The 11,549-nt window shown below is 71.9% G+C and carries 11 protein-coding genes; 3 read left to right on the top strand and 8 right to left on the bottom strand.

The features are described from left to right. Positions 1–357 precede the first annotated feature (357 nt). A complete protein-coding gene (gene gabT / locus EF903_RS19675) occupies positions 358–1,692 on the top strand; it encodes a 4-aminobutyrate--2-oxoglutarate transaminase (protein ID WP_125544965.1) in 1,335 nt (444 codons plus the stop codon). A 169-nt stretch (positions 1,693–1,861) separates the two neighbouring features. Continuing rightward, complete coding sequence (locus tag EF903_RS19670) at positions 1,862–2,728, top strand: phosphatase PAP2 family protein (protein ID WP_125544963.1); 867 nt, start codon at positions 1,862–1,864, stop codon at positions 2,726–2,728. Here EF903_RS19670 and EF903_RS19665 read toward each other — a convergent pair. The 7 genes from EF903_RS19665 to EF903_RS19635 all read right to left on the bottom strand — a co-directional run bounded on the left by EF903_RS19665 (position 2,640) and on the right by EF903_RS19635 (position 10,448). Beyond that, a complete protein-coding gene (locus tag EF903_RS19665) occupies positions 2,640–3,116 on the bottom strand; it encodes a hypothetical protein (protein ID WP_125544961.1) in 477 nt (158 codons plus the stop codon). The genes EF903_RS19670 and EF903_RS19665 overlap by 89 nt on opposite strands. A gap of 138 nt (positions 3,117–3,254) precedes the next feature. Next, positions 3,255–4,673: an FAD-binding oxidoreductase gene (locus EF903_RS19660; protein ID WP_125544959.1), complete on the bottom strand. Its 1,419-nt coding sequence runs from the start codon at positions 4,671–4,673 to the stop codon at positions 3,255–3,257. Positions 4,674–4,694: 21 nt separating this feature from the next. Continuing rightward, the gene (locus tag EF903_RS19655) at positions 4,695–5,489 is read right to left on the bottom strand and encodes an ABC transporter permease (RefSeq protein ID WP_125544956.1); all 795 of its coding nucleotides are present in this window, start codon (positions 5,487–5,489) and stop codon (positions 4,695–4,697) included. After that, on the bottom strand, positions 5,489–6,418 hold the full coding sequence (locus tag EF903_RS19650) for an ABC transporter permease (protein WP_114054409.1): 930 nt from the start codon (positions 6,416–6,418) through the stop codon (positions 5,489–5,491). The genes EF903_RS19655 and EF903_RS19650 overlap by 1 nt, the downstream gene beginning before the upstream one ends. Next, positions 6,415–7,566 (bottom strand): ABC transporter ATP-binding protein, encoded by a 1,152-nt coding sequence (locus tag EF903_RS19645; RefSeq protein WP_125544954.1) that lies wholly within the window; start codon positions 7,564–7,566, stop codon positions 6,415–6,417. The genes EF903_RS19650 and EF903_RS19645 overlap by 4 nt, the downstream gene beginning before the upstream one ends. 62 nt (positions 7,567–7,628) lie before the next feature. Continuing rightward, positions 7,629–8,879, bottom strand: coding sequence for a spermidine/putrescine ABC transporter substrate-binding protein (locus tag EF903_RS19640; RefSeq protein WP_125544952.1), 1,251 nt, complete (start codon positions 8,877–8,879; stop codon positions 7,629–7,631). A gap of 54 nt (positions 8,880–8,933) precedes the next feature. Next, on the bottom strand, positions 8,934–10,448 hold the full coding sequence (locus tag EF903_RS19635) for a gamma-aminobutyraldehyde dehydrogenase (RefSeq protein WP_125544950.1): 1,515 nt from the start codon (positions 10,446–10,448) through the stop codon (positions 8,934–8,936). Between the two features lie 181 nt (positions 10,449–10,629). Here EF903_RS19635 and EF903_RS19630 point away from each other — a divergent pair, with 181 nt between their 5' ends. Further along, positions 10,630–11,181 (top strand): NADAR family protein, encoded by a 552-nt coding sequence (locus tag EF903_RS19630; protein ID WP_185902730.1) that lies wholly within the window; start codon positions 10,630–10,632, stop codon positions 11,179–11,181. Positions 11,182–11,191: 10 nt separating this feature from the next. Here EF903_RS19630 and EF903_RS19625 read toward each other — a convergent pair. Then, a partial coding sequence (locus EF903_RS19625; RefSeq protein ID WP_148142541.1) for a DUF4190 domain-containing protein occupies positions 11,192–11,549 on the bottom strand: 358 nt, incomplete at its 5' end.

Here is an 11,549-nt window from a genome sequence, read left to right as displayed (position 1 = left end):
GGGCCTGCGCGGGCGGGCCCGCGGGCCTGGGCACCTGCCCGCCCGGGGCGTGGCCGGTGTGCGGCGCCCGTCCCTCGCCGGTGCCGTGCGGCGTGCCGTCGGTGTCCATGAAACCCCTGCCCCCTGCCCGTTTCCCTGCGCTGCGCCGCTCAATGTAGTTGCCCGGCGGCGGCCGCGGGCCGGTACCGGCCGGTGTCGCGGCGGGGTTCCGGCGTGCCGTACCGCCTCCCTCCTATGGCCGCCGCGGACAAGGACACGGGCGGACCACTCCCGAACGGAGCATGCTTTACCCCCTCCCCCGGGCCTAGCCTGCGGACAAAGACACAAGTGCGTCCGAAAACACCCCCAGGAGCCCCCATGACCGCTGTCCCGCAGGAGCGCAAGCTCGTCACCGCGATCCCCGGCCCGAAGTCTCAGGAGCTTCAGGCCCGCCGCCTCGGTGCGGTGGCCGGCGGCGTGGGTTCGGTGCTCCCCGTCTTCACCAAGCGCCTGGACGGCGGCATCCTCGAGGACGTCGACGGCAACCGCCTGATCGACTTCGGCTCCGGCATCGCCGTGACCTCGGTCGGCGGCTCCGCCGAGGCCGTCGTGCGCCGCGCCACCGCGCAGCTCGCGGACTTCACCCACACCTGTTTCATGGTCACCCCGTACGAGGGCTACGTGGAGGTCTGCGAGGCGCTGGCCGAGCTGACCCCGGGCGACCACGCGAAGAAGTCCGCGCTGTTCAACTCCGGCGCCGAGGCCGTCGAGAACGCCGTCAAGATCGCGCGTGCGCACACCAAGCGCCAGGCCGTCGTCGTCTTCGACCACGGCTACCACGGCCGCACCAACCTCACCATGGCGCTGACCGCGAAGAACATGCCGTACAAGCACGGCTTCGGTCCCTTCGCCCCCGAGGTCTACCGCGTGCCGGTCGCCTACGGCTACCGCTGGCCCACCGGTGCCGAGAACTGCGGCCCCGAGGCCGCCGCCCAGGCGATCGACCAGATCACCAAGCAGATCGGCGCGGAGAACGTCGCCGCGATCATCATCGAGCCGGTCCTCGGCGAGGGCGGCTTCATCGAGCCGGCCAAGGGCTTCCTCCCGGCGATCGTGAAGTTCGCCAACGACAACGGCATCGTCTTCGTCGCGGACGAGATCCAGTCCGGCTTCTGCCGCACCGGCCAGTGGTTCGCCTGCGAGGACGAGGGCATCGTCCCGGACCTGATCACCACCGCCAAGGGCATCGCCGGCGGCCTGCCGCTCGCCGCGGTGACCGGCCGCGCCGAGATCATGGACGCCGCGCACGCGGGCGGCCTGGGCGGCACGTACGGCGGCAACCCGGTGGCCTGCGCCGGCGCGCTCGGCTCCATCGAGACGATGAAGGAGCTCGACCTCAACGCCAAGGCGAAGGAGATCGAGTCCGTCATGAAGGCGCGGCTGTCCGCGATGCAGGAGAAGTACGAGATCATCGGCGACATCCGCGGCCGCGGCGCCATGATCGCCATCGAGCTGGTCAAGGACCCCGCGTCCAAGACGCCGAACCCGGAGGCCGCCGCGGCCCTGGCCAAGGCCTGCCACGCCGAGGGCGTCATCGTCCTCACCTGCGGCACGTACGGCAACGTGCTGCGCTTCCTGCCGCCTCTGGTCATCGGCGAGGACCTGCTGAACGAGGGCCTGGACGTCATCGAGGCGGCGTTCGCGACCCTCTGAGCGGCCGTCGGAACGGCCGCCCGAGCGGCCGTCTGAACGAGCGTCCGAACACGCGCTCGCAGGGGTACCGCCGGTAACGGTCGGGCGCTGTGAAGAAGATGTGGGGGGCCGATGGCAGGACCGCGTTCCTGCTGTCGGTCCCCTTTCCGCTGCCGTACGGTTTCTGCAGATGAGTGAGACACCCCGCTCCCGGGATTCCGGGGGCGACACCGGTACCGGGCTTCCCCAGCGCCGCACCGGGCCTGCGTTCGCGCACACTCCTCACCGATCGGACAGCCGACCGCCCCACACCCCCCGGGGCGCCCGGCAACCCGGTCCGGGCGGCCGTCCCGGAACCATCCCCCCTGTTCCGGGACGGCCGGCCACCTCCTCCTCCCCCCTCCGCTCCGTCCTCCTCCTCGCGGGGGCCCTCCTCGGGCTCGCCCTGGCGACCTGGCAGGTGCTGGCCTCGGGCCCGCTGCTCGGTCCGGACGAGCGGATCAGCTCCGCGCTGGTGCGCACCCTCCCCGACGCCGTCACCGAGCGGCTCGCCGACCTGGGCAACGTGCCCGTCGCCGTACCCGTCCTCGTGCTGGCGGCGGCGTACGCCCTGCGCCGCGGCAACAGGCCCGGCGCTGTGGCCGCCGCCTCGGCGATCGCCCTGGTGCCGGCCCTGGTGGTCCCGCTGAAGGCGTGGACCGCCCGCCCCGGACCGCTGGAGCCGTGGGCCGCCGGCTACTTCCCCTCCGGCCACACGGCCACCGCCGCCGTCGCCTACGGGGCCGCGGCCCTGCTGCTGCGGCCGTACGCCCGTCGGCCGTGGCCGGTGCCCGCGGCTCTGGCGCTGACGGCCGCCACGGCCGCGGGGCTCGTCCTGCGCGGCTTCCACTGGCCGCTGGACGTCCTGGCGTCGCTCCTGCTGTGCGTCCCGCTGCTGTACGCCGTCGAGCTGGCCGTCGTACGGGGGCTCAGACGGAGCGGCCCGCCGCCCCGTCGCCGGCGGCCCGGGCGGCCACCGCCTCGTGCAGGGCGAGCTCCAGCACCGCCGGATCGGTGAGGGTCCCGCGGCCGTCCGGCGGAACCAGCCAGTGCCCGGCGGCCCCGGGGGCCCGGCCGGGGTGGGGGACGACGATCCAGCTGCCCCGCCCGGCGCCCCGCGCGCCGGTGGCGAGCCAGTGCGAGGCCGTCCCCGGGGGCACGAAGAAGCCCAGCCGGGTGCCGCCCGGGCCGGCGAGCACCGGGCCGGGCCGCCCGCGCAGCCGGCGCAGGACGGCGAGGGCGGCCCGCCCGAGCCCGCCGGGCAGGACCAGCACGTCCCAGTGCCGGCCCGCGGGCAGCAGGGCGACCCCGTCCGGGCTGCGCTCCCACTCCCAGCGGCAGGCCTGCGGATCGCCGGCCGCCGAGACGAGCCATTCCACCGCGGTTTTGACATCCGAGCCCCGCATCGCCCGGCCTCCGTTCCCAGTAGGTGAGGGTTCCTCACCGGGAGAGAGCGCGGCGGGCCGCGGCGATGACGCGGGTTCGCCCGCCCCGGGGGAGTGAACCGCGTCACTCCCCCGGGGCGGGCCGGCGGTCCGCCGCCGTCAGCTGTCGAAGCCGAGGCCGAACCGGTCGAGGGTCTTCAGCCACAGGTTGCGGCGGCCGCCGCGGGCGTCGGCCCGCGCCAGGGACCACTTGGTGAGGGTGATCCCCGTCCAGGCGAACGGTTCGGGCGGGAACGGCATCGGCTTGGACCGCACCATCTCCAGCCGGGTGCGCTCGGTGCGCGCGCCGTCGAGGAGGTCCAGCATCACGTCGGCTCCGAAGCGGGTGGCGCCGACGCCGAGGCCGGTGTAGCCGGCCGCGTAGGCGACCCTGCCGGAGTGGACGGTGCCGAAGAACGCCGAGAAGCGGGAGCAGGTGTCGATCGCCCCGCCCCAGGCGTGGCTGAAGCCGAGGCCCTCCAGCTGCGGGAACGCCGTGAAGAAGTGCTGCGCCAGCTTGAGGTAGGTCTCCGGCCGGTGGTCGTACTCGGAGTCCAGGCGCCCCTTGTACGGATAGACGGCGTCGTAGCCGCCCCACAGGATCCGGTGGTCCGGGGTGATGCGGAAGTAGTGGAACTGGTTGGCGCTGTCGCCCATGCCCTGGCGGTTCTGCCAGCCGATGGCCTCCCGCTGGTCGGCGGTGAGCGGCTCGGTCATGAGGGCGTAGTCGTAGACGGGGACCGTGAACGGCCGGATCCGCCGGACCAGCGAGGGGAAGATGTTGGTGCCGAGCGCGACCCGCCGGGCGAAGATCCGCCCGTAGGGGGTGCGGACGGCCATTCCGGCGCCGGAGGAGCCCAGCGACAGGCCGCGGGTGTTCTCGTAGATGCGCACGCCGAGGCCGAGGCAGGCCTGCTTCAGGCCCCAGGCGAGCCGGGCGGGGTTCAGCATGGCGACGCCGTCGGTGTCCCACAGGCCGGCGAGGAAGGTCGGCGAGTCGACCTCGGCGCGCAGGGCGTCGCGGTCGAGCCAGCGCATGCCGTCCGCGAGGCCGAGCTTCTCGGCCTCCTGGTGGAGCTCGCGGAGCTCCTCGACCTGGTGCGGCTCGGTGGCGACGTCGATCTCGCCGGTGCGCTCGAAGTCGCAGTCGATGCCGTAGCGGGCGACGGCCGCCTCGATCTCGTCGAGGTTGCGGGCGCCGAGCTCCTCCAGCTTCGCGAGCTCGCCGGGCCAGCGGGCCAGGCCGTTGGCGAAGCCGTGGGTGAGGGAGGCGGCGCAGAAGCCGCCGTTGCGTCCGGAGGCGGCCCAGCCCGCCTCCTTCGACTCGATGAGGACGACGTCCCGGGCGGGGTCGCGCTCCTTGGCGATCAGCGCCGTCCACAGGCCGCTGTAGCCCCCGCCGATGACGAGCAGGTCGCAGGCCTCGTCGGAGGTCAGGGCCGGCTGGGCGGGGGGCTTGCCGGGGTCGTCCAGCCAGTACGAGACCGGCAGTGCTTCGGAAAGGGATTTCGCAACACTTCGCATGGCGACTGGGGCCATGTCTTCCAACTCCCCACAGAGTTACTTGGGCTGTGCTTTCTTGCGGCGGTTGCCGACGATCTGGGCGGCGAGGACCACCAGCACCGCGATGACGAACATCGCCGTGCCGATGACGTTGATCTGCACGGGCGTACCGCGCTGGGCCGAGCCCCACACGAACATGGGGAAGGTGACGGTGTTGCCCGAGTTGAAGTTGGTGATGATGAAGTCGTCGAAGGACAGGGCGAAGGACAGCAGGGCGCCCGCCGCGATGCCCGGCGCCGCGATCGGCAGCGTGACCCGCAGGAAGGTCTGCACGGGGCTCGCGTAGAGGTCGCGGGCGGCCTCCTCCAGCCGCGGGTCCATCGACAGCACGCGCGCCTTGACGGCGGCGACGACGAAGCTGAGGCAGAACATGACGTGGGCGATCAGGATCGTCCGGAAGCCCAGCTCGACGCCCATGTTCAGGAACAGGGCGAGCAGCGAGGCGGCCATGACGATCTCGGGCATGGCCATCGGCATGAAGATCAGCGAGTTGACCGCGCCGCGTGCCCGGAACCGGTAGCGGACGAGGGCGAAGGCGATGGCCGTGCCGAGCAGGGTCGCGCCCAGCGTGGCCCACAGGGCGATCTGGAGGGACAGGGCGAGGGAGCCGCACAGGTCGGCGACCCCGCAGGGGTCCTTCCAGGCGTCGAGGGAGAACTCCTGCCAGGCGTAGTTGAAGCGCCCGGAGGGGTTGTTGAACGAGAAGACGGTGACGACGACGTTCGGCAGGACCAGGTAGGCGAGGGTCAGGAGGCCGAGGACGGTGACGAGGTTGCGGCGGAGCCAACGCATCAGACCAGGTCCTCCGTCCCCGCGCGGCGGATGTAGATGGTGACCATGACCAGCACGGCGGCCATGAGGATGAAGGACAGCGCGGCGGCCGTCGGGTAGTCGAGGATCCGCAGGTACTGGGACTGGATGACGTTGCCGATCATCCGGGTGTCCGTCGAGCCGAGCAGCTCGGCGTTGACGTAGTCGCCGCTCGCCGGGATGAAGGTGAGCAGGGTCCCGGAGACCACGCCCGGCATCGACAGCGGGAAGGTGACCTTCCGGAAGGTCGTCGCGGGGTGGGCGTACAGGTCGCCGGCGGCTTCGTGCAGCCGCGGGTCGATCCGCTCCAGCGAGGTGTACAGCGGCAGGATCATGAAGGGCAGGAAGTTGTACGTCAGGCCGCAGACCACCGCGAGCGGGGTGGCGAGCACGCGCTCGCCCTGGGTCAGGCCGAGCCAGCTGGTGACGTCGAGGAAGCCGACGCTGTTGAGGACGGCGACGACGGGCCCGCCGTCGGCCAGGATCGTCTTCCAGGCCAGCGTGCGGATCAGGAAGCTGGTGAAGAACGGCGCGATGACCAGCACCAGAAGCAGGTTGCGCCAGCGGCCGGCCTTGAAGGCGATCAAGTACGCCAGCGGGTAGCCGAGGAGCAGGCACAGCAGGGTCGCGGTGCCGGCGTACAGCAGGGAGCGCAGGAACTGCGGGTAGTACTCGGCGAGGGCGTCCCAGTAGGTGCGGAAGTGCCAGGTGACCTCGAAGCCCTCTTCGAGGGAGCCGGTCTGCACCGAGGTGGAGGCCTGGTAGGCCATCGGCAGGACGAAGAAGACCAGCAGCCACAGGATGCCGGGCAGCAGCAGCCAGTACGGGACGAGCCGCTTGCGCAGGGACGGCCGGTGGACGGGTGGCTCGGCCGGGGCGGGGGCCTCGGGCGGCGCCGCGGTGGCGGTCATGCGCCCTCCTCGACCGTCTCGACGCCCGCGTCGATGTCCTGGGCGGCGTCCAGCCCGAAGGTGTGCTCCGGGTTCCAGTGCAGGACGACCTCGGCGCCGGGGACCAGGCGGTCGTCGCGCTCGATGTTCTGCACGTACACCTCCAGCTCCGGGCAGACGGGGCTGTCGATGACGAACTGGGTGGACACGCCGATGAAGGAGGAGTCGGCGATCCGCCCGGCGACCTTGTTCCGGCCGGCCGCGACGGCCCCCTCCTCGGCCGCGGGCACCAGGGAGATCTTCTCGGGGCGCACCCCGACCAGCAGCCGGCCGCCGGCCTTCGGGGCGGTCGAGCAGCGGGCCCGGGGCAGCCGGAGCCTGGTGCCCGCCGACGCGACGGTGACGTCGTCGCCGCCGGCCTCCAGGACCTCGGCCTCGATCAGGTTGGAGGTGCCGAGGAAGTTCGCGACGAACGTGGTGCGCGGGTTCTCGTACAGCTCGGCGGGGGCGCCCAGCTGCTCGACGCGGCCGCCGTTCATCACGGCCACGGTGTCGGCCATGGTCATGGCCTCCTCCTGGTCGTGGGTGACGTGCACGAAGGTGATGCCGACCTCGGTCTGGATCCGCTTGAGCTCCAGCTGCATCTGGCGGCGCAGCTTGAGGTCGAGGGCGCCGAGGGGCTCGTCGAGGAGGAGCACCTGGGGGTGGTTGATGAGCGCGCGGGCGACCGCGACGCGCTGCTGCTGGCCGCCGGAGAGCTGGTGCGGCTTGCGCTGGGCGAACTGGCCGAGCTCGACGAGCTCCAGCATGTCCTCGACCTGTTTCCTGACGGACTTGATGCCGCGGCGGCGCAGCCCGAAGGCGACGTTCTCGAAGATGCTCAGGTGCGGGAAGAGGGCGTAGCTCTGGAAGACCGTGTTGACGGGGCGCTTGTACGGGGGCAGCTGCGTGACGTCGCGGTCGCCCAGGTGGACGGTGCCGGTGGAGGGCTCCTCCAGGCCGGCGATCATCCGCAGGGTGGTGGTCTTCCCGCAGCCGGAGGCGCCGAGCAGGGCGAAGAACGAGCCCTGCGGGATGGTCAGGTCGAGGGGGTGCACGGCCGTGAAGGTGCCGTAGTGCTTGCTGATCCCGGCGAGGCGGACATCTCCGCCCGCGGTCTTGTCAGTCATGGGTCGCGGCCTTCGGTGGTGGTGTTCGTCGGAAGAGGGCGGGGGTGCCGGCACGGGGTCCGTCAGGCTCCGATGAGCTTGGCGAACTTCTCCTCGTACTCGGTCTCTTCCTCGCTGGTGAGCATGCGGAAGGCATGGGCCCTGGCGGCCATTTCCTCGTCGGGGATGATCAAGGGGTTGTCCGCGAGCGCGGGATCGATTTTCGCAAGGTCGTCCTTGACCCCCGCCACCGGGCACACGTAGCTGATGAAGGCGGCGAGCTGGGCTGCGATCGGGGGCTCGTAGTAGAAGTCGATGAGCTTTTCGGCGTTGGCCTTGTGCCGGGCGCGGGCCGGTACGAGCAGGTTGTCGCTGGAGGTGATGTAGCCCGCGGCCGGAATCGCGTACTGGATGTCCGGGTTGTCCGCCTGCAGCTGGATGACGTCGCCAGCCCAGGCGAGGCAGGCCGCCAGATCGCCCTTGTCCAGGTCCGCGGTGTAGTCGTTGCCGGTGAAGCGGCGGATCTGCTTGCTGTCCACGCCCTTCTGCAGGCGGGCGATGGCCGCGTCGTAGTCGGCGGTGGTGAAGGACTCCGGGGACTTGCCCTGGTCGAGGAGGGTCATGCCGACGCTGTCGCGCATCTCGCTGAGGAAGCCGACCCGGCCCTTGAGGGTGGGGTCGTCGAGCATCTGCGTGACGGAGTCGACCTTCCTGCCGCCCGTCGCCTTGGTGTTGTAGGCGATGACGGTGTTGATGCCGGTCCACGGGTAGCTGTACGCCCGGCCCGGGTCCCAGTCGGGGCTGCGGTACTGCGGGATCAGGTTGGCGAAGGCGTGCGGCAGGTGGGAGGGGTCGAGTTTCTGGGCCCAGCCGAGGCGGATGATGCGGGCCGCGAGCCAGTCGGTGACGACGATCAGGTCGCGGCCGGTGTCCTGGCCGGCCGCCAGCTGGGGGCGGATCTTGCCGAAGAACTCGACGTTGTCGTTGATGTCCTCGGTGTAGTTGACCTCGATGCCCGTCCGCTTCGTGAACTCCTCCAGCGTCGGGTGGACCTTCTCGTCGTCGCTGACGTCCATGTACTCGGTCCAGTTGGAGAAGTTGACGGTCTTCTCCGCCTGCGAGCGGTCCTCGGACGCGGCGGCGTCCTCGCCGCCGCGCTTCGCGGGCGGGATGCCGCACGCGGACAGCGACGCCAGGCCGCCGAGGGTGAGCGCCCCGGCGCCGGAGGCGCGCAGCAGCGAGCGGCGGGTGAGGGCGCCGCGCCCGCTGGTGAGGCTGCGCCGCATCGCGGCGAGCTGTGCCGCGGAGAGCCGGTCGGGCTCGTTGTGCTGCATGGACTGTGCCCTTTCGGGATGGGCGGGCCGCTGGTCGGGCGGGCCCTGCTGCTGCTATCGGTCCCCGAAGATCGTGCGGTGCCAGTCTTTGGCCGCCACCGCCGTGTTGTCGTACATGACGTGCTTGACCTGCGTGTACTCCTCGAAGGAGTACGAGCTCATGTCCTTTCCGAAGCCGCTCGCCTTGTAGCCGCCGTGGGGCATCTCGCTGATGATCGGGATGTGGTCGTTGATCCAGACGCAGCCCGCCCTGAGTTCGCGGGTCGCGCGGTTCGCACGGTAGACGCCGCGGGTCCAGGCGGAGGCGGCGAGGCCGTAGGGGGTGTCGTTGGCGAGGGCGAGGCCCTCGTCGTCGGTGTCGAAGGGGAGGACGACGAGGACCGGTCCGAAGATCTCGGCCTGGACGGCCTCGCTGTCCTGCGGCGCGCCGGTGATGAGGGTGGGCCGGTAGTAGGCGCCGCCGGCGAGGGTGCCGCCGGGGGCGGAGCCGCCGGTGACGACGGTGGCGTAGCCGCGGGCCCGCTCGACGAAGCCGGCGACGCGGTCGCGGTGGGCGTGGGAGACGAGCGGGCCCAGGTCGGTGGAGGGGTCGAAGGGGTCGCCGAGGCGGACGCCCTCCATCAGCTCGGCGACGCGGGCGGTGAAGGCCTCGTACAGCGGGCGCTGGACGTACGCGCGGGTGGCGGCGGTGCAGTCCTGGCCGCTGTTGATCAGTGATGCGGCGACGGCGCCGTGGGCGGCGGCCTCCGGGTCGGCGTCGTCGAAGACGACGAAGGGGGCCTTGCCGCCGAGCTCCAGGTGGAGCCGCTTGACGGTGGCGGTGGCGATCTCGGCGACGCGCCTGCCGACGGCGGTGGAGCCGGTGAAGGAGGTCATGGCGACGCCGGGGTGGCCGACGAGGTGCTCGCCGGCGTCGCGGCCGGCTCCGGTGACGATGTTGACGACGCCGTCCGGGATGCCCGCCTCGGTCACGGCCCGCGCGAACATCAGGGAGGTGAGGGGGGTGGTCTCGGCGGGCTTGAGGACGACGGTGTTGCCCGCGGCGATGGCCGGGAGGATCTTCCAGGCGGCCATCTGGAGGGGGTAGTTCCAGGGGGCGATGGAGCCGACGACGCCGATGGCCTCGCGGCGTACGTACGAGGTGTGGTCGCCCGAGTACTCGGCGGCGGCCTGGCCCTGGAGGTGGCGGGCGGCGCCGGCGAAGAACGCCGTGTTGTCGACGGTGCCCGGCACGTCGAACTCGCGGGACAGCTTGATCGGCTTGCCGCACTGGAGGGACTCGGCGTACGCGAAGTCCTCCGCCTGCTCCGCGAGGACGGACGCCAGCCGGTGCAGGGCCTCGGAGCGCTCCCCGGGGGTGGCGCCGGACCAGGCCGGGAAGGCGCCGGCGGCCGCGGCGACGGCCGCGTCCACGTCGGCGGCGGAGGCCAGGGCGTAGGTCAGCACCTCCCTGCCCGTCGCGGGGTCGACCACGGTGTGGGACCGGCCTGAGCTGCCGTGGGACGGACGGCCGCCGATGTACTGCGCGCCGTCGGCGAAGCGTTCCTCAACCTGGAAGCGATTACCCATCACGCTCTCACGCTCTCGTGGCTTCAGCTCGAATGGAGTGCCGATCCTGACAGAGGTGTTACCCGCGGCCAAGGGATTCCGTTGTTGCCTTTTGATTACGCGACGGAATCGGTCGACCATGTGTCGAGACACTCCCCAAATCCCGTACGAAGTGTCCGTGGAGACTGCCAGACTCCCGTGCATGGAGAAGATCGACAAGTTGATCGAGCAGGTCAGCCGAGGTGACCGGGTGAAGTTCCTGCCGTTCTGGGGGCACCGGCCCCGTCCGGACGGCTCGCTCGGCCCGAGCTGCCTCAGCCAGTGGTGGCCGTCTCCGTTCACCGTGGACGGCGTCCGCTACGAGACGGCGGAGCACTGGATGATGGCCGGGAAGGCCCGCCTGTTCGGCGACGCGGAGGCCGGGCGCGCGGTGCTGGCCGCGGCGACCCCGGCCGAGGCGAAGAAGGCGGGGCGGCTCGTCCGCGGCTTCGACGACGCCGTGTGGGAGCGGGAGCGCTTCGGGATCGTCGTGGAGGGCAGCCTCCACAAGTTCCGCTCCACGCCCGAGCTGACCGGCTACCTGCTCTCGACGGGGCGGCGCGTCCTCGTCGAGGCGAGCCCGATGGACCGCGTCTGGGGCATCGGGCTCGCCGCGGACGACGAGCGGGCGCTGGACCCGGCCCGCTGGCGCGGGCTGAACCTGCTCGGGTTCGCCCTGATGGAGGCCCGCGAGCGGCTCCTCGCCGGGGAGTAGCCGGCCCCGGTCAGACCTTCTCGCGCATGCGGGTGTCCGAGTACGGGCTGTCGGTCCCGGAGTCGGACTCGCCGTGCAGGAAGCCGGCGACGGCGAACGCGAGCGTGAGCGCGCCGAGGAGGGCGCCCGTGACGCCGAGGATGAGGCCGGCCAGCGCCATGCCGCCGTTGGTGGCCTCCCCGCGGGCCGCCCGGTTGCGGCCGAGCACGCCGAGGACGATCGCTGCGACGCCGAGCCCGACGGCGATGAGGTTCAGGGCGCACCCGACCACCGCGACGATGCCGAGCACCAGGGCGGCGACGCCGAGGCCGTTGCGCGGCTGGGCGCCGTACAAGGGGTGGCCGAGGGGTCCGGCGCCGGGGTGGGCC

The sequence above is a fragment of the Streptomyces sp. WAC05292 genome, assembly GCF_003949955.1.
Taxonomy (GTDB): Bacteria; Actinomycetota; Actinomycetes; order Streptomycetales; family Streptomycetaceae; genus Streptomyces; species Streptomyces globosus.
Note: the sequence above shows the minus strand (reverse complement) of the source record. Positions and strands in the feature narration are given on the sequence as shown.

Coding starts and splice junctions, on each gene's coding strand:
- gabT (WP_125544965.1), top strand. CDS start 358: ATGACCGCTGTCCCGCAGGAGCGCAAGCTCGTCACCGCGATCCCCGGC.
- EF903_RS19670 (WP_125544963.1), top strand. CDS start 1,862: ATGAGTGAGACACCCCGCTCCCGGGATTCCGGGGGCGACACCGGTACC.
- EF903_RS19665 (WP_125544961.1), bottom strand. CDS start 3,116: ATGCGGGGCTCGGATGTCAAAACCGCGGTGGAATGGCTCGTCTCGGCG.
- EF903_RS19660 (WP_125544959.1), bottom strand. CDS start 4,673: ATGGCCCCAGTCGCCATGCGAAGTGTTGCGAAATCCCTTTCCGAAGCA.
- EF903_RS19655 (WP_125544956.1), bottom strand. CDS start 5,489: ATGCGTTGGCTCCGCCGCAACCTCGTCACCGTCCTCGGCCTCCTGACC.
- EF903_RS19650 (WP_114054409.1), bottom strand. CDS start 6,418: ATGACCGCCACCGCGGCGCCGCCCGAGGCCCCCGCCCCGGCCGAGCCA.
- EF903_RS19645 (WP_125544954.1), bottom strand. CDS start 7,566: ATGACTGACAAGACCGCGGGCGGAGATGTCCGCCTCGCCGGGATCAGC.
- EF903_RS19640 (WP_125544952.1), bottom strand. CDS start 8,879: ATGCAGCACAACGAGCCCGACCGGCTCTCCGCGGCACAGCTCGCCGCG.
- EF903_RS19635 (WP_125544950.1), bottom strand. CDS start 10,448: ATGGGTAATCGCTTCCAGGTTGAGGAACGCTTCGCCGACGGCGCGCAG.
- EF903_RS19630 (WP_185902730.1), top strand. CDS start 10,630: ATGGAGAAGATCGACAAGTTGATCGAGCAGGTCAGCCGAGGTGACCGG.